Annotated in this window: 20 protein-coding genes; 10 read left to right on the top strand and 10 right to left on the bottom strand. The window is 70.7% G+C overall.

The genetic code is table 11. The features are described 5' to 3' along the window. Positions 1-18: 18 nt before the first annotated feature. The 6 genes from ACLZOT_RS32305 to ACLZOT_RS32280 all read right to left on the bottom strand — a co-directional run bounded on the left by ACLZOT_RS32305 (position 19) and on the right by ACLZOT_RS32280 (position 8,023). Positions 19-3,198, bottom strand: coding sequence for a non-ribosomal peptide synthetase (locus tag ACLZOT_RS32305; RefSeq protein WP_416972664.1), 3,180 nt, complete (start codon positions 3,196-3,198; stop codon positions 19-21). Between the two features lie 71 nt (positions 3,199-3,269). Further along, on the bottom strand, positions 3,270-4,301 hold the full coding sequence (gene gntD / locus ACLZOT_RS32300) for a guanitoxin biosynthesis L-enduracididine beta-hydroxylase GntD (protein WP_416972663.1): 1,032 nt from the start codon (positions 4,299-4,301) through the stop codon (positions 3,270-3,272). Between the two features lie 23 nt (positions 4,302-4,324). Next, positions 4,325-5,443, bottom strand: coding sequence for a capreomycidine synthase (vioD, locus tag ACLZOT_RS32295; protein ID WP_416972662.1), 1,119 nt, complete (start codon positions 5,441-5,443; stop codon positions 4,325-4,327). Positions 5,444-5,802: 359 nt separating this feature from the next. Next, positions 5,803-6,411, bottom strand: coding sequence for a hypothetical protein (locus ACLZOT_RS32290; RefSeq protein WP_416972661.1), 609 nt, complete (start codon positions 6,409-6,411; stop codon positions 5,803-5,805). A gap of 377 nt (positions 6,412-6,788) precedes the next feature. Further along, a complete protein-coding gene (locus tag ACLZOT_RS32285) occupies positions 6,789-7,559 on the bottom strand; it encodes an NADPH-dependent F420 reductase (RefSeq protein ID WP_416972660.1) in 771 nt (256 codons plus the stop codon). Positions 7,560-7,645: 86 nt separating this feature from the next. Next, positions 7,646-8,023 carry a nuclear transport factor 2 family protein gene (locus ACLZOT_RS32280; protein WP_416972659.1) on the bottom strand — a complete coding sequence of 126 codons (378 nt, stop codon included), beginning with the start codon at positions 8,021-8,023 and terminating at the stop codon, positions 7,646-7,648. 76 nt (positions 8,024-8,099) lie between these two features. Between ACLZOT_RS32280 and ACLZOT_RS32275 the strand changes: the two genes are divergently transcribed. The 8 genes from ACLZOT_RS32275 (at position 8,100) to ACLZOT_RS32240 (ending at position 15,463) form a co-directional block, all read left to right on the top strand. Further along, positions 8,100-8,516 carry a winged helix-turn-helix transcriptional regulator gene (locus ACLZOT_RS32275; protein WP_416972658.1) on the top strand — a complete coding sequence of 139 codons (417 nt, stop codon included), beginning with the start codon at positions 8,100-8,102 and terminating at the stop codon, positions 8,514-8,516. A gap of 43 nt (positions 8,517-8,559) precedes the next feature. After that, entirely contained in the window at positions 8,560-9,720 is a 1,161-nt protein-coding gene (locus tag ACLZOT_RS32270) for a MalY/PatB family protein (protein ID WP_416972657.1), read from the top strand. A 135-nt stretch (positions 9,721-9,855) separates the two neighbouring features. Next, positions 9,856-10,446 carry a ricin-type beta-trefoil lectin domain protein gene (locus tag ACLZOT_RS32265; protein ID WP_416972656.1) on the top strand — a complete coding sequence of 197 codons (591 nt, stop codon included), beginning with the start codon at positions 9,856-9,858 and terminating at the stop codon, positions 10,444-10,446. 100 nt (positions 10,447-10,546) lie between these two features. Then, positions 10,547-11,431, top strand: a complete 885-nt coding sequence (locus ACLZOT_RS32260) for a pyridoxal-phosphate dependent enzyme (RefSeq protein ID WP_416972655.1) — start codon at positions 10,547-10,549, stop codon at positions 11,429-11,431. Then, positions 11,428-12,150 carry a serine O-acetyltransferase gene (locus ACLZOT_RS32255; protein WP_416972654.1) on the top strand — a complete coding sequence of 241 codons (723 nt, stop codon included), beginning with the start codon at positions 11,428-11,430 and terminating at the stop codon, positions 12,148-12,150. Before ACLZOT_RS32260 ends, ACLZOT_RS32255 begins: the two co-directional genes overlap by 4 nt. Continuing rightward, positions 12,128-13,282 carry a MalY/PatB family protein gene (locus ACLZOT_RS32250; RefSeq protein WP_416972653.1) on the top strand — a complete coding sequence of 385 codons (1,155 nt, stop codon included), beginning with the start codon at positions 12,128-12,130 and terminating at the stop codon, positions 13,280-13,282. The genes ACLZOT_RS32255 and ACLZOT_RS32250 overlap by 23 nt, the downstream gene beginning before the upstream one ends. 4 nt (positions 13,283-13,286) lie before the next feature. Beyond that, positions 13,287-13,979, top strand: a complete 693-nt coding sequence (locus ACLZOT_RS32245) for an aspartate/glutamate racemase family protein (protein ID WP_416972652.1) — start codon at positions 13,287-13,289, stop codon at positions 13,977-13,979. After that, positions 13,976-15,463: an ATP-grasp domain-containing protein gene (locus ACLZOT_RS32240; RefSeq protein ID WP_416972651.1), complete on the top strand. Its 1,488-nt coding sequence runs from the start codon at positions 13,976-13,978 to the stop codon at positions 15,461-15,463. Before ACLZOT_RS32245 ends, ACLZOT_RS32240 begins: the two co-directional genes overlap by 4 nt. Before the next feature lie 10 nt (positions 15,464-15,473). Here ACLZOT_RS32240 and ACLZOT_RS32235 read toward each other — a convergent pair whose 3' ends face one another. The 3 genes from ACLZOT_RS32235 to ACLZOT_RS32225 all read right to left on the bottom strand — a co-directional run bounded on the left by ACLZOT_RS32235 (position 15,474) and on the right by ACLZOT_RS32225 (position 19,678). Continuing rightward, positions 15,474-18,116 carry a tetratricopeptide repeat protein gene (locus ACLZOT_RS32235; RefSeq protein ID WP_416972650.1) on the bottom strand — a complete coding sequence of 881 codons (2,643 nt, stop codon included), beginning with the start codon at positions 18,114-18,116 and terminating at the stop codon, positions 15,474-15,476. A 145-nt stretch (positions 18,117-18,261) separates the two neighbouring features. Continuing rightward, a complete protein-coding gene (locus ACLZOT_RS32230; protein ID WP_416972649.1) occupies positions 18,262-19,209 on the bottom strand; it encodes an NmrA/HSCARG family protein in 948 nt (315 codons plus the stop codon). A 133-nt stretch (positions 19,210-19,342) separates the two neighbouring features. After that, positions 19,343-19,678 (bottom strand): ArsR/SmtB family transcription factor, encoded by a 336-nt coding sequence (locus tag ACLZOT_RS32225; protein WP_416972648.1) that lies wholly within the window; start codon positions 19,676-19,678, stop codon positions 19,343-19,345. A gap of 131 nt (positions 19,679-19,809) precedes the next feature. On the opposite strand from ACLZOT_RS32225, the gene ACLZOT_RS32220 reads away from it, so the two are divergent. Next, positions 19,810-20,208 (top strand): ASCH domain-containing protein, encoded by a 399-nt coding sequence (locus tag ACLZOT_RS32220; protein ID WP_416972647.1) that lies wholly within the window; start codon positions 19,810-19,812, stop codon positions 20,206-20,208. Positions 20,209-20,224: 16 nt separating this feature from the next. Here the strand turns inward: ACLZOT_RS32220 and ACLZOT_RS32215 are convergent, their stop codons facing one another. Beyond that, complete coding sequence (locus ACLZOT_RS32215; protein ID WP_416972646.1) at positions 20,225-22,543, bottom strand: beta-L-arabinofuranosidase domain-containing protein; 2,319 nt, start codon at positions 22,541-22,543, stop codon at positions 20,225-20,227. 213 nt (positions 22,544-22,756) lie between these two features. Here ACLZOT_RS32215 and ACLZOT_RS32210 point away from each other — a divergent pair, with 213 nt between their 5' ends. Further along, entirely contained in the window at positions 22,757-23,281 is a 525-nt protein-coding gene (locus ACLZOT_RS32210) for an SDR family oxidoreductase (RefSeq protein ID WP_416972645.1), read from the top strand. Positions 23,282-23,435: the final 154 nt, after the last annotated feature.

The following is a 23,435-nucleotide window of genomic DNA, read 5'->3' as shown; positions in this document are numbered from 1 at the left end:
GAGATCCCCACTGCTCTTTCAGCGGGCCGTCGGGAGAAGCGCCGGCCGGGTGATGACGGCGATCTGACCTGAGTCGATCTGCGCCGCGAGCAACGCCGCGGTAGGCGCCTGGAACAGGGTCTTGATACCGATCTCCACACCCATGACGCTGCGGATCCGGCTCAGCAGACGCACCGCGTGCAGAGACTGGCCGCCGAGCTCGAAGAAGCTCTCGTCCACGCCGACCTCGGCGAGGTCCAGCACCTCGCCGACCAGCTCGCACAGTTGCTGCTCGCGCGCGGTGCCCGGGCTGCGACCGGTGACAGCTGCGCGATCGTCCGGAGCAGGCAGGTTACGCCGGTCCACCTTGCCGTTCGTGGTCAGCGGCAGGTTCCGCAAGCGCACCACGGCGGACGGGAGCATGTAACCGGGCAACTGTGACGCGGCGTGGGCGAGGATCTCCTCGTCGGGCGCCTGGGCCACTACGTAGGCGACGACTTGCCGCAGCCCCGGCCTGTCCTCGCGCACCACGACGGCGGTCTGTTCCACTCCCGGGTGCGCCGCGATCACGTTCTCGATCTCGCCGAGCTCGATCCGGAAGCCGTTGATCTTGACCTGGTCGTCCCGGCGCCCGACGAATTCGAGATTCCCGTCGTCACGCCAGCGGGCCCGGTCTCCGGTGCGGTACATCCGCCCCCCGGCCGGACCGAAGGGGCAGGCGACGAAGCCGGCCGCGGTGAGGTCGGGGCGGCCGAGATATCCGCGGGCCAGCCCGGCGCCGCCGAGGTACAGCTCTCCCGCCACACCCACCGGCAGCGGCCGCAGGCCCTCGTCGAGGACGAAGATCTGGGTACCGGCGATCGGCCGGCCGATGGGTGGCGGTTCGTTCCCCTCGTCCCCCGTCAGCGGGCCGGTCAGCGTCGCGCACACCGTGGCCTCGGTGGGCCCGTAAGCGTTGAACATGCTGCAACGCCCGGACCAGCGTGCGGCGAGGTCGGCGGTCAGGCTTTCCCCGGCGACCACGACGGTCAGGTCCGCGGGCAGATCCTCGTCGGGGGAAAGCGCGGCGAGCACCGACGGCGGCAGGGTCACGTGCGTCACCGCCTCTCGGACGAGCACTGCTTCGAACGAACCCCCGAGGAAATCGCGAAGACCCGGGACGAACACCGCCGTGGCGCCGCTGAGCAGGGCCATGCAGAGTTCCGAGACGGAGGCGTCGAAGCTTGGGCTGGCGAATTGCAGGACCCTGCTGTCGGGCCGTACGCCGAATGCCTCGATCTGCGCGCCGGAGAGCCCGGCGAGGCCCTCGTGCGTGACCGTCACGCCCTTCGGTGTCCCGGTCGAACCGGAGGTGTAGATGACGTATGCCGGGTGCGCGAGGGTGAGTGGGTGCGGCCGCTGGGCGTCGGAGAGGTTCGATGCGTCCGCGTCCGTGTCACGCCCGGTCCGCTGTTCGTCGAGGACCAGGACCGGCATCGTCCAGGGCTGGGCCGTGGCGCCGGCGGCATCGGTCAGCAGCAGGGCGGGACGCGCGTCGCCGACGATGTACTCGACTCGCTTGGCCGGATAGGCCGGGTCGAGCGGCAGGAACGCGGCGCCCGCCTTGCTGATCGCGAGGATGGCCAGGACGAGGAGCGGGCCGCTGGGCAACGCGACCCCCACCAGCTCCTCGGGTCCCGTTCCGCGGGCGATCAGAGCTCTGGCGAGCCGGTTGGCCCGCTCGTTGAGTTGCCGGTAGCTCCACCGCAGTTCGCCGCAGGAGACCGCGCACGCGTCGGGGCGCCGCGCGACCTGGGCCTCGAAGAGCGAGGGGAGGACGACGGGATCGTACGGTGCGCCGTCTCCGCTCTGCTGCGTCAGCAGCAGAGCGTGCTCCTCCTTGGAGGCCAGTGGAATCTCGCCCAGCGGTCGGTTCGGCGAGCGGACCGCGTTGTCGAGGAAGGTGGTGTAGTGCGTCGCGATGCGGCGGATCGTCTCCGGCGCGAACAGGTCGGTCGCGTACTCGATCTCCGCTTCGAGCCGGCCGTCCCGCTCGACGACCTCGATACTCAGGTCGAGTTTGCTGACGGTGCGCGGCGGCGGTGCGGCGCCCTCGATCGTCAGTCCCGCGGCGTGCACGGACTCGTCGAGCGCCTCGTCGTAGATGAACGCCGTCTGGAACAGCGGATTGCGGCTCGGGTCGCGTGGCGGACGAAGTCGCTCGATGACCTTCTCGATCGGCGCGTCCTGATGGACGAGACCCTCGATGGAAGCCCGGCGTATCTGGTCGACCAGGCCGTGGAAGGTCTGATCCCGCTCCGGGCGTACCCGGAGGGCCAGGGTGTTGACGAACATGCCGATCATGTCCTCGGTGCCCGGCTCGGTCCGGCCGGCCATGGGGGTGCCCACCACCAGGTCCTCCTGGCCTGTGTAGCGGCCGAGAACGGCAGCCCAGCCGGCGAGCATGACCGCGTAGGGGGTGACGCTCCAGCGGCGGGACGCGGCTTCCAGTTCGACGCCCAGCGAAGCCGGCAAGGTGAAGGAGTGGCTGGCGCCGTGGAAGCTCATGCGTGAGGGGCGCTGGTGGTCGGTGGGCAGTTCAAGTACGAAGGACGCGTCCCCGAGCTGGGTGCACCAGTGCTCGACCTGGCTGTCCAACAGGCCCTCGTCGAGCGAGCGACGTTGCGCGACGGCGTACTGCCCGTAGGCGAAAGGCAGCACGGGGAGGTCGGGTGTGCGGTCCTCGGCCCCCGCGGCGAGAAGTTCGGCGAGCTCCTGGACCAGCACGCCGGCCGAGACTCCGTCGAAGATCAGGTGATGTATGTCCACCAGCAGGCGGTGATCCGTGGGACCAAGGCGGTACAAGCCGAACCGCACGAGCGGCCCGTGCGAGAGGTCGAACGGAGCTGCCGTCGCGGCACTCACCCGCTCGGTCATCTCCTGCTCCGAGGCCGCGTCCTGGGGATCGAGTCGTACGGGGCGCGCGGGGACGACGACGAACCGGGGTGAGCCGGACGCGGTGGACACCACGGAGTGCAGCACCTCGTGCCGTTCGACGATCCGGGTCAGGGCCACCTCAAGCAGCCCGAGGTCCAGCTCGCCGCGCAGGGCGAACACAACCGGGGTCCCGTAGTGCGAGCCCGCATCGGCGAGCTGCTCGGAGACCCAGATCCGCTCCTGTGCCAGGGAAAGGGGGAAATCCCTGTCGACGCGGCGGTCCTGGCTGTCCGTCGGTTGCATCGCAGAGTCCTGGGTAGTCGGCACTGACGTCTCCGAGTCGTTTCCGGGTAGGGTCCAGGCGCTGTAGGCCGTCAATAGATCACTCGCGCGTCGTGGCTGATTCGGCGATCGCGCGATTTCCGCAGGTCGCGCGCCACGTTCAGCCTCTTGAGCCAGCGGTCCGTGCCGTCGAAGCGGGCAGTGAACGGCACCCGGCCGTGCACGATCTTGTAGTTGTCCAGGAAAAGCAGTTCACCCGGTTCGAGCACGTAATCGCGTATGTTGCGATCGACCTCCGCGACGACAGCCTCCATGGCGCGGGCGCTGTCCGGGACGGTGTACGCGTCCTCCATGAAGAAGGGATCGATGCACAGATAGGGCGCTTCGCGGTCGCCGGAGAGGATGGCGACCCGGTCGGGCTCGCTGTCCTTGGCCATGATCCATTCATAGCTGCGCGAGAGCAGTTCGCGTTCCCGCGTCGACATCTCCCGGTCGTCTTCGTCGTGGTGCGGCAGATGCGAGCGGTCGGGCTTGATCGGGTACCGCTCCTGGCTGAGCAGGTCCCTGATCTCATCAGTGAGATCGAGGTCGTCGACCGAGGCGAATGTCGTTGCCACCCGGTCGTGGTTGCGCAGGCAGGCCAGGCCGAGATAGTCGGCCCGCAGCGGGTGGAACGCCTCCTCGGTGTGCCAGGTCAGCAGTTCCTCGCTGCCCGAGCCGAGCTGCTCATTCTCGTGGCCCTTGATCGGAAAGATGTCGTGCATGATCCGGCCGTCCTGCTGCGTCGCCCAGGCGATGGGGTCGCCCAGCAGGGACGCGCAGAGCATGAAGTACACCTCCGCGGGGAGCGTGGACGCCCGGCCGACCTGGGTGCGCCAGTGCTCGGGAGTGGGCCCGATACCGCCGTCGTCGACCCGGAAGCCGCGGATGGACAGCGCGCCGCCGGAAGCCTCCAGACGGAACGCGTTCAACTCGGCCCGCAGCCGCTGCGGCAGCTCGTGCGCGTACACCGCGCACTGCCGGACGAATTCCGGGTCACTGACCGAGTGGAACTTCGCCGTGAGTGAAGCGAGTACTTCGTCGACTGTCTTTGACTCGATGTCCGAGAGTTCGATTCTCTGCATGTTCGTCAGGGTTCCTTTCCGCCTCACGGTTGGAGACTCGCGGCGAACTCAGCGCCCAAAATGTCCAGGCCCTTGCTCAGTTGGCCGCGATCGCCGCCGAAACCGAGCCGGACGCGGCACGGGTGGTCGAATGCCCGGCCGGGAACGAGCAGTATGTTGCTGGTCTCTCCCAGCCGGCGGCAGAGCTCGGTCGTGTCCTGCCACGGGCGCAGTCGCGGGAACGCTGTCACTCCGCCGAGGGGCAGCGGGAGGTCGACATGGTCCTCGTGCCGCGCGGCCCAGTCGGCCAACAGGCGTCGGTTGTCCCTGGCGTTCTTCAGCCGGGGAGCGATGAAGACGTCTGCGCGCTGTACGACGTGCAGCGCGATGAACTCGACCAGCGGAGAGAGGCTGAGGGTGATGCGGTCGCGCAGGTTGGTCATCGCCCGCAACAACTCCGGGTCCGCCATGCACCACCCGAAACGCATGCCGGGCAGACCAAAAGCTTTTGAAAAGGTTCCGATCGACACAGTGCGCGGATAGGTCAGTCCGGGGTCCGGCAGCGGTGCGTCGTCGTAAACCAGGTCCGTGAAAGCGCCGTCCCACAGGAGATGGGCGCCGACATTGTCAGCGATCTCAAGCAGGCGATGGAAACCGGCGAGGTCGAGTGTCGCGCCGGTCGGGTTGTGCGGAAAGTTGACCACGATGACCTTCGTGCGCGCGGTGACGAGCCTCGCGAGTTCCTCCACGTCAGGCCGGAATTCGTCCTCCTCGCGCAGCCGCCAGCGCAGAACCTCGCACCCCATGGACTCTGCGACGGATACGTGCGAGTGGTAGGCCGGGTGCAGGGCTACGACTTGGTCACCTGGCTCAAGGAGGGTCTGGAGCGCGACGTAGATAGCCTCGCTGCCGCCGTGCGTGAGCATCACCCTGCGCGCGTCACCGTCTCCCCAGCGCAGGGCGATGGTCTCGCGCAGGTCGTCCCGGCCCAGGCACGGGCTGTCCCGGAAAACGATCTCGTCCAATTCACCGGGCTCGATGCCGGCGAGTTGTCGCACCTGTCCGAGCGAAAAGTCAAGAACCCCGCTCGAACCCATGTCTATCGCAGCGTCATGATAATGGTCACGCATCCAGTCTTCGAGCAATGCACCATCAAAATTCATCGTTCTCCAGAACCTTGTCCTCGACCCAAGAAAAACGAAATCTCCATCGAGGGTGTGAGGTCTTCTGTGCAGCAATGTATGCCCTCTCCGATATGGGAAGTTGACAGATATTGCCCGCTGCGGGATCTGCGTTGCTGCCCATGCTCGATGAGCCGGGTGCCCCATCTACCGATAACCGGCATCGAGGAAGAAGGGGACTTCCGGAGCGTGGTGAGGCCAGTACCGGGTCGGTTGCGGCTTGCCGCGGAAGGCCGGGCGTGTACTACACGCGGCCGTCGGTCCCCGCCGTGGTCACCGTGACGATCCCGTTGTCCGTCCTGCCCAGCCGGCCCAGCCACTGCCGGCCGAGGCAGGCGGCCTCATCGGGGGCGAGACCCCGGGCGCGGGCGGCGTCGGGCAGCGCGGAGCGCCGTACGGACAGGAACCGGTCCATGAGCGGGCCGTTCGCGACGGGGGCTGATGCCGAGCAGGTGTACGACGAGCGAGCCGACGGCCGAGCCGCGCGCGGTGACCCGGATGCCAAGCCCTCTGGCCTGCGCGGCGGCCTCGGCGACGGTCAGGAAGTACCCGGCGATCACCTTCGGCTTCTCTTCGAGCCGGTCCCAGCGAGGTACGTCGCGCTGGTGGCCGTGGCGCATCACGCCGGCGGCGCGGCGCTCGCCGAGGACCCGGTCGGCCCGCGTCGCGTGCACGCCGACCAGTTCGGGTTCGGGGAGGTTGAGCCGGCCGGGGCCGGACACGTCGCCGGGGTCGACGACGCGGGCCCGCACGGTGTCCTCGGTCACGGTGAGCAGCCGCCGCACGTCGATGCCCGCCACCTCGCCCTCGCCCTCCCGCCACCGCTGCCCACTGTCGAGCCGGGCCGAGTCGAGGATGTCGGCGACGCGCTGAGTACGGCCGTGACCTGCTGTTCCTCGGCGAGTCCGGCCAGCCGCGCAGTGAGCCCGGCCCGGTGCCGGTGCGCCCACGCCAGTGCACCTCGATCCGTAGCGCGGCCCCGAACCGGTCACGCCAGGGGGCGAGCGGGGCGGCGGCCCGCTCCGTACGCCCCTCGGTCAATGCGCGGCCCGCCTCGGAGCCGGCGCCGAGCAGCACGTACACATCGTCGCCGGCCGGCGCAGCGTGGCCCATCCGGCACTGTTGCGGGCGAGGAACACCGCCCGGAGAGAGTCCCGATCGGTCAACGCGACCGCATCGAGCCCCCGCTCGGCCGCGCACGCCTCCTGCCGGCCATGGCCCCCTTCGTCCTTTCCGCGCCAACTACATCGTTCGTCTCGGCGTCACCCTGCCCCAGAGTTCGTACGTTCGCCCGCTTCGGCGAAACGGCCGGCCAGGGTGCGCGGTGTCACGACACCGAAAACGGGTTCGGGCCGCCCGGCGGTACCGGGGTCGCCTCGGTGATCAGTTCGCGGACGCGCGGTGCGGGGACCGGGACGCCGGGGGTCTGGAAGAACCAGGTGCCGCGTTCCTCGTGGGTGGTGAGGTTCTGGGGCCGGGGGCCCAGGTACGGCTGGACGTGGAGCGGGGTGTTGGGGCCGATGCGCCAGCTGTCCGCGAGGGTGCCGAGGTCGACGGCGTCGTAGCCGATGGCGTCGAGGAAGGCGATCGTGCGGGACTTGGCGCCCTGGTCGTCGCCGGCGACGGCGAGGGCGCTGCGGTCGGGGGCGCCGGCGGGGCGGGCGAGGAGGGAGAGGCGGTGGAAGTCGACGTTGCTGAAGGTCTTGACGAGGTGGGCGCCGGGCAGGCGTCGCTGGAGGAGTTCGCTGGAGGTCGGCGGAGCCTCGTCCGGCCACCCCTTCTCCAGTTCCTCGATCCGCCCGTCCCGGTAGGGGTAGTACACGGTCGTGTCGATCACCGTCCGCCCGGCCGGCACCTCCGCGGGAAGCCCCGCCAGCGCCACCCCCAGTGGAATCGTCAGGACCACGAGATCACCGGCTTCGGCGGCCTCCCGGGGAGACGCGGCGCGGGCTCGCGGCCCCAGCTCCTCCACCAGCCCGGAGAGGCTCTCCGGCCCTCGGGAGTTGCTCAGGACGACGTCCAGCCCGGCGGCGACGGCGAGCCGGGCGATCGCGCTGCCGATGTTGCCGGTGCCGATGAGTCCGACGGTTCTGGTCATGGGTGAGCTCCTCAGGTCCGCACGTATGCTTACTGAAGTAAAGTACTTACTGTTCGTAAGTTCAAGCTCTGCCCTGGGGAGGGCGCTCAGGAGGCGGCCGGTTCGACCTCCCCGGTGAAGACGATGACCTGGTCGATGAGGCTTCGCCGCAGATGGACGACGTCCGTTCCCGCCAGGCGGGGGCCGCCGTCCGGCGTGGTGAAGACCCACTGGTACCGGGCCCACTCGCCGGGCATGTCCACCGCCGAGCAGCGCACCATCGTCCCGGTCCCCGCCGGGTGGTGCCGGATGTCCAGCACGAACCGCTCGACCGCCTCGATCCCTTCACTGCGCCCCAGCGGCCCCCAGAAGACCACGTCCGAGGTCAGGGCCTGGGAGAGCAAGGACGTCACATAGCTGTCGCGTGAGGCATTGAACGCGGAGATGAACATGTCGATCGCGAAACGCGCGGTCTCTTCCTGCATGCCCCAGTCATACCAGCCGTTTCGCACCCCCTCGTCCCGTGCACCGGCTTCCGGAGACAGGCCCTAGCATGGCCGCATGAGCAGAGGAACCGAACGCGTCGCCCGGATGAGCGTGTTCGATCCGGACTGCGTCTCCCGCGAGGTGCTGGAACACGCGACCGGCCGCTGGGGCGGGCTCACGCTCGCCGCGTTGATCGACGGCCCGCTGCGTTTCGCGGAGGTCCGCCGGCAGGTCGTGGGCGTATCGGACCGGATGCTCTGGCAGACCCTCCAGAAACTGGAGACCCACGGCCTGGTCACCCGCTCCCCGCACCCGGAGGTCCCCCGCCGCGTCGACTACGCGCTCACCCCGCTGGGCCGCCCCATCGCCGAACGGGTCCACGACCTCATCGACGCGATCTACGAGCAGTTGCCGGGCATCGTGGCCCACCAGCGCGCCCACGCGGAGGCCGAGCAGGGTACATCGGAGCCCGACCGGCCGGACCCGGCGTGAAAGGGACGGGAGATCCACGCCGTACCTCCCCTAGCTTGGCCCCATGGAGAACACGCCCCTGAACCCGCTGAGTCAGGTCCCCCTCGACCGGCTCCGGCGCCGTACGAGCATGAAGTGGCGGACGCACCCGCGGGACGTCCTGCCGATGTGGGTCGCCGAGATGGACGTCGACCTCGCCGAACCCGTCGCGCGGGCCCTCGTGGACGCGATCGCGCTCGGGGACACGGGATACCCGGCCGGGACGGCGTACGCGGAGGCGCTGGCCGGGTTCGCGGGCAAGCGGTGGGGGTGGGAGGGGCTCGCGGTGGAGCGGACGGCGATCGTGCCGGACGTGATGCTGGGGGTCGTCGAGATGCTGCGGCTGGTGTCGGGTCCGGGTGACTGCGTCGTCGTCAACTCCCCCGTGTACACGCCGTTCTACCAGTTCGTCACGAACATGGACCGGGTGGTCGTGGAGTCGCCCCTCGGGCCGGACGACCGGATCGACCTCGCGGGGCTGGAGGAGACGTTCGCGCGGCTGCGGGCGGCGGGCGGACGCCCCGCGTACCTGCTGTGCAGCCCGCACAATCCGACGGGTACGGTGCACAGCGCCGCCGAGCTGGCCTCGGTCGCGGCGCTGGCGCAGCGGTACGGCGTGCGGGTCGTGGCGGACGAGATCCACGCGCCGGTCGTCGCGGCGGGCGCGGCGTTCGTGCCGTACCTCGGTGTTCCCGGCGCGGAGAGCGGGCTGTCGCTGATGTCCGCGTCGAAGGCGTGGAACCTGGCCGGCCTCAAGGCGGCCCTGGCGATCGCCGGACCGGCCGCGGCGGACGACCTCGCGCGTCTGCCCGAGGAGGTCAGTCACGGGCCGAGCCACCTCGGCGTCATCGCGCACACCGCCGCGCTGCGGGACGGCGGGGACTGGCTCGACGCGCTCCTCGCGGGCCTCGACGAGAACCGGCGTCTGCTCGTGGACCTCCTGGCGCGGCACCTGCCCGCCGTGCGGTACACGCCGGCCCAGGCCACCTATCTGGCCTGGCTGGACTGCCGCGCGCTGGGCCTCGGCGACGATCCGGCGGACGTCTTCCTCCGGCGCGGCCGGGTGGCCCTCAACTCCGGCCCCTCCTTCGGCACCGGGGGCGCCGGCTTCGTCCGCGTGAACCTGGCGACGTCTGCGGAGAACCTGGCGGAGGGGGTACGGAGGATGGCGGCGGCGACCGGCTGAACAAGGCGGCACGGCAATCTCACAGCCTTGGCTTGTTCCAGCGTGCCGCGTGCTCGTCCCGGTGTGCTGAGGTGACCTCCGTACGGCGTTCGACTTGTGCGACACGGACTGACCACCCAGCGACAAGGAGAGCACATGCCCCGCTTCGGACGTTGGGCCGCGGTGACCGCCGCGGCCTTCGCCACCGCCCTGGCCGGTACGCCCTCGGCGAGCTCGGCACCCCAGGCACCCCAGCCCGTCCACTGGACCGTCCCCGCGCAGGGGGTGGCCGCGCCGGCCCTGAAGAAGGTGCTGGACCTGCCGGTACGGATCACCAACGACTTCGCGAACCGGCCCACCACCCAGTGCCTGGACGTCGACGCGAACGGCGGCGGCAACGGCACGGTCGTCCAGGTCTGGCAGTGCAACGGCACGACCCAGCAGCGCTGGTACCTGTGGAACAACGGCGCGCTGGAGAGCTACCGCTTCCCCGGCAAGTGTCTGGACGCCGACACCAACGGCGGCGGCGCCAACGGCACCAAGGTCCAGATCTGGGACTGCAACAACACCTCGCAGCAGAGCTGGTCCCACCCGGCCGGAGACCGCGCGATCTACAACGCCCGCTTCTACGGCGGCGGCAACATCGTCCTGGACCGCGACGCCAACGTCTGGGGCAACGGCGCCCGCGTCCAGCTCTGGCAGAAGAACTTCCAGTCGCAGCAGTGGTGGGATGTCTGGGCGGACTGACCGGTCCGGAAGGGAGGGCGGAATTCCGGTGCGCCGGAGTGGAATACCGAGCCGCCCTCCCTCCCTTGATGGTTACCATGCGTAGTACTACGCTCTGTTCATGTCGGACACTGTTCTTCCCACACCGCTGCTGGAAGTACTTCCGAACACTTTCCTGAAGTGCGAGTTCCTGCATCCCGGCCGGAGTCATAAAGCGCGGGTGGCGCGTGCGCTGATCGATGATGCCGAGCGGCGTGGGGTGATCGTACGTGGTGGCGGGACGGCGCTGATCGAGCGGACGGGCGGGAATCTGGGGATCGGTCTCGCGATCGAAGCGCGCATACGGGGTCATGAACTCGTCCTGGTCACCGATCCGGGATATTCGAGGATCAAGAAAGAGATTGCGGGCCGGCTGGGCGCGAAAGTGGTGGACCGGGGTGTCAGTCATCCGGAATGCGCGGACAACGAGGCGGCGGTCCAGTCGATCCTGCGTGGAGATCCGGGGCGTTTTCACTATCTGAACCAGTTCGGGAATCCGGCGAATCCGGCCGCTCATGAACAGGGGACGGGGGCGGAGCTCCTGGCGCAGCTGATCTCCCGCGGCCATGGGCGTGACACGCGGGTGACGCTGGTCAGCGGGCTCGGCACGGGGGCGACCGCGCGGGGTGTCTCGTCGGCTCTGCGCCAGTGGTTCCGGGTGGTGGAGGTGGTCGGGGTCGAGCCGCCGGACTGCGATCTGCTGGCCGACCGGCACGGCGAGCACGGGCTTCAGGGGTTCGCGGTGGGGCAGGCGGCGCCCTTCTTCCCCAGCGGGGAACTGGACGCGGTCGTCCCCGTCACGGACGGGGAGGTGGCGGTGGCGGGGACAAGGCTCTTCGAGGAACACCGGGTATTCGTCGGCCCCAGCAGCCGCGCCAATTTCGCGGCCGTGCTGAAGACCCGTCCGGCGTCCGCGGGGAACGTCGTCGTCTCCTTCCTCTACGACAGAGGGGAGGACTACGAGTGAAGGACACCGTGTCGGTCCGCCGGGTCCAGGCGGACGTCAGGAGGATCCTGCGCCCGGTGGGCGAGGAACTGGCCCGCAGCGGGCTGACGCTGGCGGCGGCGCAGGAGCTGACGGCCGACGTCCCGCTGAGGGTGCTGGAGGATCTGTACGCGCTCGTGGCCCGGGATCCGGCGGCGAGGTCGAGTCCGGTGTACGCGTACGAGAGCTATCTCAGTTTCCGCGCCCTGCTGGCGCACCGGGTGGCTCATGAGCTGCACCGGTTCGCGGTGGCGCTGGCGCAGGACCGGGGTGTCCTGGTCGCCGCGCGGCGTATCGCGGAGTGGGCGAAGCGGGAGAGCGGGGTGGAGATCCATCCGGCGGCGGTGATCGGCAGCCGTGCGGTCATCGACCACGGCTACGGGACGGTCATCGGGGAGCAGGTGCGGATCGGCAGCGACTGCTATCTGCTGCAGAACGTGGTGCTCGGCAGCCGGTCGATCAGGAGCGGTCCGGCGCAGTGGGTCGGCCGGCGCCATCCGCGGATCGGGGACCGGGTGGAGATCGCCGGGAACGTGTCCGTGTTCGGGCCGGTGACCATCGGGGACGACTGCCGGATCGAGTCGGGTGCGCGGGTCACCACGGATGTGCCCGCCGGGTCGCGGGTGCGGGTGGTGTCCGTGCTCCAGGTGACGTGCTGTGGGGTGAGAGAGGTGGAGCATGCCGCTGATCGCGCTCTCTGACGACGAGCTGAGGGCGGGGTGCGGGCTGAAGTGGGGGCGTGCCCCGGCCGGGGTGATACCGGCGGACGTCGCCGAACTGGACTTCGCGGTGGCGCCGCGGATCCGGGCGGTGCTGTCGGCCGCGGTGGAGCGGTCGGGTTTCGGTTACCCGGACTACACGGGCGGGGCTCCGGTCCGGCTGGCGGAGGTGTTCGCGGGGCGGACGCTGCGTCTCGCGGGGTGGGCTCCGGATCCGGGGAGGGTGGAGGTCTGCGCCCAGGTGGCGCAGGCGCTGTGCTGTGCGGTTCTCGCCTTCACCCGCCCGGGTGACGAGGTTCTGGTGCACAGCCCGACCTATCCGCCGTTCCTGGAGGCGATCCGGTCGCTGGGGCGCCGGCCGCTGCTGCTGCCGGTGGGGGAGGTCGCCGGGGAGGGGTGGGCGGAGGTGGAGTCGGCGGCGCGGCTGCGGCTCATCGTGCTGTGCCAGCCGCACAATCCGACGGGTCATGTGTTCGACCGGGTCGCTCTGGAGAGGCTCGCCGGTCTGGCGGTGCGCAGGGACGCGGTCGTGTTCGCGGACGAAATCCATGCGGAGATCGTGTACCCGGACTCGGAATTCCTCTCGATCGCTTCCGTACGGAATGTCGCCGAACGTACGATCGTCTTCACGTCCGCCGCGAAGAGTTTCAATATCGCCGGGTTGCGGTGCGCTGTCGGCCACTTCGGCAGCGATGATCTCCACGCCCGTTTCCGGATGCTGCCGTGGCATCTGCGCAGCGGGGCGGGTGCGCTGGGTATTGCGGCCACGATCACGGCATGGGAAGCGTGTGACGACTGGCTGGACCAACTCAGGGAACAATTAGCAAAAAACCGAACCAGACTGACAGAATTCATGGCACATTTCACGCAGGTTCGGTACACGCAACCGGCCGCGACGTACCTTTCCTGGATGGATCTCGGAGCCACCCCGTTCGGTTCCGACGCACACCATCTCCTGGCAAAGGCAGCAAAGATCTCCCTTCAGCCTGGTAGCGTCTTCGGCGCCTCGCTTGAGGGTTTTGTCCGATTCAATTTCGGCACGTCCGAGGCACGCCTCGATTCACTGCTGGAAAGATTTGGCCGCGCGCTGGAAGCGTGCGGTGGGAAAGGGTGAGGGAATGAAGGTCATCGGTCTCCTCGGCGGTATGAGCTGGGAGTCGACGGCGTACTACTACCAGGAGCTCAACCGGGGAGTCCGGGAGCGCCTGGGCGGCCTGCACTCCGCTCCGTGCGTGGTGCACTCCGTCGATTTCGCCGAGATCGAGAAGATGCAGGCCGAGGGGGACTGGGCCCAGGCCGGGAAGTATCTGGCCCAGCGCGCCCACCAACTGGAGCTCGCCGGCGCGGGATGCGTCCTGATCTGCACGAACACCATGCACCGTGTCTACGACGCCGTCCAGGAGGGGCTGGGCGTGCCCGTGCTGCACCTCGCGGACGGGACCGCGGACGCGCTGGAGCGGGCCGGTGTGGAACGGGTCGCGCTGCTGGGTACGCGCTACACGATGGAGCAGGACTTCTACCGGGACCGGCTCACGGCCCGCGGTCTCGACGTCCTGGTCCCGGAGCCGGAGGACCGCGCGAGCGTACACAAGATCATCTACGAGGAGCTGTGCCTCGGCCAGGTCCTCGACTCCTCCCGGGACAGCTACGTCCGGATCATCGAGTCCCTCGCCGCCCGGGGCGCCCAGGCCGTCATCTTCGGATGCACGGAGATCGGGCTGCTCCTGGACGAGGCCACGAGCCCGCTCCCGGTCTTCGACACCACCCTCATCCACGTACAGTCGGCGCTGGACTGGGCCCTGAGGCCGTGACCGCGCGGGCGCGCACGGAGCCCCTCGACAGGCTGGACGCCACGCTCAGGTCCCGTTCCGGCCTCCGGCTGCGCCTCGTGTGCCCCTCGCAGGAGTTCAGCGCCCGGGAGATGTCCTTCGGCGTCGGGCGCTGGCTGTCGTCCTCCCGCGGCCTGTGGGAGTCGTTGCGGGTCGCCTGCGAGGCCGACCTCGCCGTGGTCATGCTGCAGGCCCCGGCGGTCGGCCCGGCGGTGGAGGGCTATCTCCTGGACCTCGTGCCCTCGGATCCGGCGACCGCCGCCGACCGCCGTGCGCGGCACGCCCTGGTCGAGATCGACGACGACGGCGAGCGGCACCTCAGCGAGAAGGTTCTCGACGACCCCCGCCTGCTGCGGCGGCTGGCCCGGACCGTCGCGCTGGCACGCCGCGCCGGGCATGCCGTGGAGGGGCTCGCGGGCTTCGCCTCCAGCCCCCGGATGGCCTCCCTCGCCCACGCCCTGGACGTCGAGCTGCTCGAAGCCGACACCCGGCTGCTGGGCTGGGGAGGCAAGTCCGGCAGCCGGCAGCTCTTCCGCGCGGCGCACGTCCCCCACCTGCCGGGTTCCTACCTGCCCGACCACGACGTGGCCGCGCTCGCCGCCCGGCTGGCGGGGCTGGTGCGTGCCCACGGTCCCGGACGGTGGTTCGTCAAACTCGACCACGGTTTCGGCTCCGGGCACGGCAACGCCGTGGTCACCGTCGACGACGACAGCCCGTACGCCGTCGAACGCGCCCTGCGGACCTCGTTGCGGCCACTGGGCGCGGGCGTGCGGCGTACGGAGTTCCTCGGCCGCCTCGGCTCGGTGGGAGCCGTCGTCGAGCGGCACGCGGGCGCCCTCTGCGCGCACCCGAGCGCCCTGGCCCACCTCGGCCGGGACGCCCGGGTGGAGCTGCTCGGCGTGCACGACCAGCTCGTGGGCGCCGCGGGCGACTTCCTGGGCTGCCGCTATCCTGCGCGGGCCCGCTACCGCGACGCGGTCGAACGCGAGTCCCTCAAGGTCTTCACGGCGCTCGCCGTGGCCGGCGTCTCGGGACACGCCGGCGTCGATTTCCTGGCCAGCGGTACGGCCCTGTACGCCACCGAGGTCAACCTCCGGCAGACCGGCAGCACCCATCCCCACCGCACCGTGCGCGCCGTTCTGCCGCTCGACCTCCGTACACCGGGCCTGCTGGTGAGCCGCGACGGCCGCCCCGTGTGCTTCCGTGCGACCGACAGCGTCCTGTCCCCGTCCTGCCGGGGCCTGTCGACGGCGTCCCTGATAGCGGCGTTGCGCACGTCCCCGCGGCTGCGGCTGGACCGCGAGGCGGGGCGGGGCGTCGTCCCGCACCTGTGGCCAGCGCTCGGACGGTTCGGGAAGATGGGGGTCACGGCCGTCGGGCGGTCGGCGCGGGAGTGCGAGGAGCTGGTGCGCGACTTCGGTGAACTCCTCGACTCCCTGGGCGAGTCCGGCCGCGTGGGCGCCTGACCCGCACGCCTCACTCGCGGCGCCCGCCCCTGCGCAGCATGTCCCGCGCGCGCAGCGTCCTGGGGTGGTCGGCGCCCAGCACCCGGGTGAACCCGTCGAGCACGGCCCGCAGTTCGGCCTGTGCCTCGGCGACCGAGCCGAGGCAGTACAGCGCCGCCGCGTGGTTGGACCGGGCGTTCAGCGCCGAGGGGTGCAGCGGGCCCCGGCGGCGCGCGAACCCCTCCAGCGCCGCCCTCAGTTCGGGCTCGGCCTCGGCGTAGCGGCCGAGCCCGAGCAGGACGACACCGAGGTTGCCCCGGCTGCTCAGGGTCGAGGAGTGATCGGGGCCGAGCACCCGCCGGAACCCCTCCAGGACGACCCGCTGTTCGGCCTCCGCCTGCACCGTCCTGTCCTGGGCCAGCAGCAGCGCGGCGAGATAGTTGCGGCTGGTCAGCGTCGACGGGTGGTCGGGGCCGAGCAGCCGGGCGAACGCATCCAGCACGGACCGGTGCTCCTGCTCCGCCTCCGGTGCCCGGCCCAGGGCCTGGAGCACGACGGCGAGGTTGCAGCGGCTGATCAGCGTCGAGGGGTGGTCGGGCCCCAGGATCCGGGCGAAGTCGTCGACGACGGCCCGGTGTTCGCGCTCCGCCTCGACGACCTTGCCCCGGGCGTGCAGGACGACCGCGAGGTTCTCCCGGCAGGTGAGCGTCGACGGGTGGTCGGGGCCCAGCACGCGCGCGTACCCCTCGTACACGGAGCGGTGCATCCGCTCGGCCTCGCCGAGTCGTTCCACGGCGTGCAGCACCAGGGTCGGGCTGCCCCGGCTCGTGAGGGCGTCGGGGTGGTCGGGGTCGAAGACCCGGGTGCTGGTGTCGAGGACGGTGTGATGTTCGGCCTCGGCGTCCTCCAGCCGGCCCAGCGAGCGCAGGACGGCGGCGGTGTTCGGGGTCGCGTCCGCCTCGCCGAGCAGCCGCTCGTACGCCGCCAGCACCGCGCAGTGCTCGGCCTCCGCCTCGGCGACCTGGCCGAGGTCGTGCAGGACGAAGGCGTGGTTGTTGCGGTTGGTCAGGGTCGCGGGGTGGCTCTCCCCCAGGTCGCGCATGCGCACCTCGCTGACGATGCGGTGCTGTGCCTCCGCCTCCTCCAGCCGGTCCAGGTCACGCAGGGCGAGGGCGAGGTTGTTGCGGCTGACCAGGGTCGCGGGGTCGTCGGGTCCCAGGACCCGCACCCGGGCCTCCAGGACCGCCCGGTGCTCGGCCTCGGCCTCCCGCAGCCGGCCCAGCACCCGCAGGACCGCGGCGTGGTGGCCCCGGCCGGTCAGGGTGTCCGGGTCGGCCTCCCCCAGCGAGGCGATCCGCGCGTCGCGCACCGCCTCGTAGGCGCTCAGGGCGATGCCGTACCGGCCGTGCGCGCGGGCGATCGTGCCGATCCGCATCGCGTCGGCGGCGTCCGCGAAGCCCAGCGCCGCGGTCAGGACGGTGTCGCTGACCGGTGAGGTCGTCTCGTCGACGAGGTAGTCGTACACGTCGAACGTGTCCGGGCCGAGCGGGGTGAGCAGCGCCGTCGTGGTGCGGACGTCGGTCGCCCACTCCCACGCCTGCGCCACGGGCTCGCCCGGGTACGGGATTCCGCCGCGCTGGGGCAGGTAGTGGACGGCGAGTTCCTCCAGGGAGGCGCGCGGCAGGGCGGCGGTGACGCCGGCCCTGCGGCAGTCCACCGCGGCCGAGACCAGCGCCGCGCCGCGTACGTGTTCCCCGCCGTCCCGGGCGGCGTGCCACAGGTGCAGCAGCTCGGGGCCCGCCGACAGGTACTCCGCGATGCCGAACCGGTCGGCGTGGTCCAGGGCCGCGCCGATCCGCGGGTCCCAGGTGCGGGTCGCGGCCCGGTCGCGCTCCGCCGCCGAGAACATCCGGGGCAGGTCGATCCGGTGCGCCAGCGCGAGCGCGTCGAGGACCTCGCGGTTCAGGGGGCGGGAGCCGTTGTCCGAGCGCAGATAGGTGTCCAGTTCGGACGCCCGGATCGTGGCCAGGACGACCCGGTGCTGGCCCTTCGTGTCGAGGAACCGGGTGAGCAGGTTCCGCGAGAGCCCGCCGTCCCCGAGGAACCGCTCCAGGTCATCCAGCCACAGCACCGCGCGCGGCCTGCCCGCCGTCCGCTCGACCGCGTACGGCAGTGCCGTGCGGGTCTGCGGCGCGATCAGCGTGTGCTGCGGCAGCGTCGCGGTGAGTCCCTCGTAGGCGGCCCGCGACTTGCCCGCCGTCGAATCCCCGACGATCAGCACGAACGCCCCCGCCGCCGCGAGGTGTTCGCGCAGTTCGTCGTCGATGTCCCGGGGCACGTACGGCGGTTGGCTCGTCGTCGTACGGCTCGTGCTGCGCCGCGCCGCGTGCACCCCGAGCAGCCGGGCGTCGGCCACGGCGCGGACGACGGGCAGTTCCCCGCCCGCCGTCAGGCAGCCGTCCCGGACGAATGCCGCGGTCTCCCGGTTCTTCTGGAACCTCTGGAGCAGACCCTCTTTCCAGAAACCCACGAAGACCGCCGCGACGGCCGCCAGCCCGACGGCGCTCGCGGCCATCGCCGGAGAGGTGAGTTTCGCCGCGGTGAGAATGCCCGGCAGCGCCACCACGACGGCCGCGCCGGTCACCAGCAGCACAGGTCCGATCTGCCTTGCCATGATCCCCCGCACCGGAATTGGGCGCCGATTCCCCTGCATCCGACTAAAACATCGCCCGACTTTCCTGAACAGGGTTCTGCGAGAACGCTATTCACTTTTCCTGGAACTCCCGCAACGCGGTTCCTTTGCTGTCACGCACGCCAGGTCAACCACCGAACTTCCCCGCGTTCTCGGCCAGCCACGCGTCGAAGCTCCTCAGCTCCGGGTTGATCCGCCGCAGCCGGACCAGGTCCCGGGCGGCCGTGAACTCGTGGTCGAAGTCGCCGTAGTACTGGAACATGTTCCCGATCTCGTCCCCGGCGGGGATGCCGAGGGTGCGGAAGACGTCGTACGGCACGGACCGGAAACGTACGGGCTCGCCGTGGACGGTGGAGAGTTTCTGGGCGTACTGCTCGCCCGTGAGGTGGTCGCCGGCGAGGCCGATGGTCTCGCCGATGTACTGTTCGCCGCCCTTGAGCAGGGCGAAGGCCGTGCGGCCGATGTCCTCGACGTCGACGCCGGCCAGGAGTTTGCCGTCCTCCAGCGGGAGGGTCAGGGTCAGGACGCCGTCGTCGGCGCGCTGGGGGGCGAAGGGGCCCAGGAAGCCCTGGAAGTAGTAGGTGGTGTTGAGGAAGGTCGTCGGCACGCCCGCCTCGGTGAACAGCCGGTTGCCCGCGCCCTTCGCGTCGAAGTGCGGCACGTTGTAGGAGCCCTGGAGGACCGGCATCCGCCCGTCCGTCAGCGGCAGCAGTTCGCGGGTGTCCTCCAGGGTCGACCAGACGACGTGCCGCAGCTCCGCGGCGTGCGCGGACCGGGCCAGCACCTCGATCTCGGCGGTCTCCTTCTCCGCCGACATGTGCGCCCAGAAGTTGGTGACGAGGAACGCGCCGTACGCGCCCGCGAACGCCTCGCGCACGCTCGCCTCGTCGGTGAAGTCCGCCCGGACGACCTCGGCGCCCAGTCCGGCGAGTTCCCTGGCGGCGGGTGCGTCGGGGTCACGCGTGAGCGCGCGGACGGTGAAGCCGGACTCCGGGTCCGCGAGGGCCGCGCGGGCGAACCCGCCGCCCTGTGCGCCCGTGGCTCCGGCGACCGCGATGACCTTCTTGCCGTTCATGGGTTCCTCCGGGAAGGCGTGCGTGGGGAGACACATCATTGTGGTTGATGCATCAACTAGAAGCTTAGGAGTGTGAAGATGATGCGTCAACCAGATCGGGGGTATGGGGCACGACAGTGTGGTGCGAGAGAGCTCAGTGGTTGCTGGACGCCTGGAGGTCCGCGAGGAGTTCCGCCTGGCCCGCGAGGACGCCGGAGAGGATCGCGCGGGCGACCCGCAGGAGTTCGGCGATCTGCGGGTTCGTCAGGGAGTAGTGGACGGTCGACCCCTCTTTGCGGGTCACCACCAGGTTCGCGCGGCGCAGCACCGCGAGCTGCTGGGAGAGGTGCGCCGGCTCGATGCCGACCTCGGGGAGCATCTCGGCGACGGAGTGCTCACGCTCGCTGAGCAGTTCGAGGACGCGGATCCGGGCGGGGTGCCCGAGCGTCTTGAAGAACTCGGCCTTCAGCTGGTACAGCGGCGTACTCACCCGGCCCGCCACCTCCCACATCCGCCTGCCCAGGGCCGTCCGACCCGGAGCTTCCCATCCTACCGGCGCTCCGCGGGCGTCTTACGTCTGCTCTAGAGTCGGCGTCGGGACACGACGAGAGGGGACCGGCGATGGCCTGGCCACGGGTCGACGGAATGCGGACGCTGGAGCTGGGCACCCCGGGCGACATGCGGGCATGGCTCAACTCCCTGGCCCTGTCGGGCCGCAAGACCACGACGACCGGCCTGTTCGACGACTACGGCAAGGAGGGCGAGGTCCTGGAGACCGTCGGCGAGCGTCTCGCCCTCGTCGACACCGACGGTCACCCGGTCGGCACCGTCGAGATCACCTCCGTACAGGTCATGTCCTTCGCCGAGGTCCCCTGGCAGCACGCCGCCGCCGAGGGCGAGGGCGACGCCGACCTGGAGGAGTGGCGGGCGGGACACCGCGGGTACTGGGAGAAGGCGGGCACACCGGTCGACGACGGGACACGGGTCGTCTGTCTGGCCTTCCGCCTCGTCACCCCGTGACCGCGCCGGCCCGGAGTCAGCCGTTCGGTACGAGGCGCCACCGGTTGTCGGCCGTGCCGTCGTCGGACGTCTGGATCGCGTAGGCGCCGTTCGCGGTGGAGCCGCCGCGGATCGCGAGCAGTTTGCCGCTGTGGGCGTTGCGGATCTTGTGGGTGCCGTCGCCGAGGTCGACGAGGATCCAGCGGTGGTCGGCGGTGCCGTTGTCCGCCCACTGCAGGACGGTGGCGTCGTCGGCGGTGGACATGGCGTCGACGCCGAGGACCTTGCCGCTGTGGGCGTTGCGCAGGCGGACGGCGTCTCCGTCGGTGACCATCTGCCAGTTGTGGTCGGCGGTGCCGGAGTCGGTCCACTGCAGAGCGCGTCCGCCGTCGCCGGTGGACATGTTCTCGATGCCGAGGACGAGTCCGCTGCCGACGTTCTGGAGGCGGACGGTCGCGGCGGAGCCGGTGTTCCAGTAGACGGTGTAGTTGTGGCCGTGCGCGTCGTGGAAGGGACCGAGGCCGACGGTGGATCCGTTGGCGGTGGCGGTGAAGGCGAGGGAGGCGGCGGAGGTGCGGGTGACGGACGACGTGGTGAGCGCCGGCAGCGCGGTGAGCGCGGTGTTGCCGTAGTTCCCGGCGAGGACCACGGGGCCGAAGGTCACGGCGGCGACGGCGGGGTTGTCGTTGGCGGGCCGCAGGCCGATCCGCATGGGCAGCCGGACGGTGACAGTGTCCCCGGAGGTCCAGGCGCGGGTGAGGACGGCGTAGCTGCCGGGGGTGGTGGTGATGGCCTGCGGTACGCCGTTGACGCTGACGGTGGCCCCGCTGGTCCAGCCGGGGATGCGTACGCGCATCGACCAGGTGCCGGCGACATTGCCGGTGACCTGGAGGGTCGTGGTGTCGCCGACGGGGTAGGCGGTGGTCTGGGTCACCGTGATGCCGCGCTGGGACCAGGTGAGGACCGAGGGCACGAAGAGGTTGACGGTGAGCGTGGTGCCGTCGTGGAAGTAGACGGAGTCCATCAGCCGGGTCTGCATCTCCAGGCCGGTGCCCTGGCAGCACCAGAAGGTGCCGTAGTCGGTGCTCCAGGTGCCGCCGCCCCAGGCGGGTCCCACTCCGCGCCGGCCGCCAGGGTTGAGCGGGGTGAAGTAGGTGATGTGTCCGTGGCTGTCGGCCGGGTTCTGCTGGCCGATCATCTGGTTCAGCCAGGCGCGTTCGTAGTAGTCGAAGAGGTCGGCCCGCTCCGGGTCCAGGGTGTACAGCTCCCGGGTGAGCGTGAGCATGTTGAAGGTGTTGCAGCTCTCGCAGGTGTCCTGGGCGAGGTAGCCCGCGATGGCGCCGGGCGCGCGGAAGTGTTCGGCCTGGCTGTTGCCGCCGATCGCGTACGTGTGGGCGGTGACGCACATGTTCCAGGCGTTGACGGCGATGTCCCGGTAGCGGGTCGTGCCGGTGGCCTTGTAGGCGCGCGCGGCGCCGATCCACTTCGGGACCTGGGTGTTGGCGTGCAGTCCGGCCAGCCGGTCCTGGCCGGCCGCCAGGGGGTCGAACACGGCGGCGTGGTCGAAGCGGCGGGCGGCGGTCAGCCATCGGGCGTCGCCGGTCTGCTGGTAGAGGTCGGTGAGGACGGCGTTCATGCCGCCGAACTCGGTGCCGAGCATCGTCTGCATCTGCTGGGCGGTCAGCCGGCCGGTGCGCAGGTCGACCCAGCCGGCGAGGGCGAGCAGGACGTCGCGGGCCTGGGTGCTGCCGAGGAGGCGCCATACGTCGAGGAGGCCGACGAGGGTCTTGTGGATCGTGTAGTAGGGGACGTTGCCGTTGGTGAGGGTCCGTTGTTCGAGGGCGGTGAAGTCTGACTCGGGGTAGCCGCAGAGGTATCCGGCGGTGAAGCCGGCGGCGCTGTTGTTGGCCTGGCACTTGGCGAGTTCCGCGACCATGTACAGGGCCTTGTCGCGGCTGACGGTGTCCCCGGTCACGGCGTACGCCTGGGCCCAGGCGGTGAGGAAGTGGCCCTGGACGTGGGTGCGGAAGGGGAAGGTCGGCGCGTCCCAGCCGCCGCCCGCTGCCGCGCCGAGGGTCGACAGGCGGTGGTTGGCCCGGAAGTTGTAGAGGAGCCGGTCGACGTCGACGAACCGCAGGTAGGTCTGCGTACGGTTCTGGTTGTCGAGCCAGCGGCTCGCGGTGAGCCGGACCTGTCCCATGTCGAAGGGGTGGGCCAGGACGCCGATGTCGGCCCGGGCCGGCGGGAGCGTGGCGGCGCGGGCGGGGGTGGCGCCGAGCAGTGTCGGTGCGGTGGCGGCCACGGCGGTGGCTCCGGCGGCCTGGAGGAGGTGCCGTCTGCTGAGGGGAGAGGACATCGGGCGCCCTTCCGGGTCGGGGACGGGGTGGGGGGTGTTCTCCCTGCGCGGTGGTTCGAGATGCCAAGCAGTTCGAGATGTCGAACAGTGTTCGCCCTGCCGAGTGGACCGTATGAACGGGTTGAGGACATGTCAATCCTCCGCGTCGGATGTCGATCCTCGGTGGCGCCCGCGAGGCGGCGAACGTGCCGGCCGCGCGGGGCGACGGACTGGGTGCGGACCAGGTCGGGGAGCGCCTCGGACACGGGTCAGGCGCCGACGCCGATCGACGATGTGGTCACGCGCTTCGGCGGCCTGGACGTCCTCGTCAACAACGCGGCGATCTCGGTGGAGCAGGGCCGTACGGTCGGCGACCGGGACGCGGACACCGCCGCGCTGGACCGGATGCGCGCCGTCAACCACCTCGGCGTGATCGCCGTCATCCGGGCGGGCGGATCCGTCACGGTGAGTTCCGGACTGGGCTCCCGGGTCGGCGTCCCGGGCCTCGCCGACTACGCGGCGACCAAGGCCGGGGTCGCCCGGGACCTCGGGCGCCGGGACATCACGGCCAACGTCGTGGAGGCCGGGCTGATGGAGGGCCTGGCCCCCGAGACCCTCGCGTCCCTGCTCGGCTCACTGTCCCTGCGGCGCCCGGGCCGCCCCGAGGAGATCGCGGCGGCGGTCGCCTTCCTGGCGAGCCCCGCCGCGTCGTACGTCACGGGCGCGGTGCTGGACACTCACGGCGGCTGCAACGCCTGAGCCGCGGCCCCCGCCGCGGCCCCCCCCCCGGGGGGGGGGGGGGGGGGGGGGGGGGGGGGGGGGGGGGGGGGGGGGCCCATGACGGGTCGCTTCCTGGAGGGGTGGGGAGCCGGACGCGCGCGCGAGGGCTGCGGCGATCTTGTCCAGGGTGCAC

It is taken from the genome of Streptomyces sp. 4F14 (genome assembly GCF_048159485.1).
In the GTDB taxonomy this organism is placed as follows: domain Bacteria; phylum Actinomycetota; class Actinomycetes; order Streptomycetales; family Streptomycetaceae; genus Streptomyces.
Note: the sequence above shows the minus strand (reverse complement) of the source record. Positions and strands in the feature narration are given on the sequence as shown.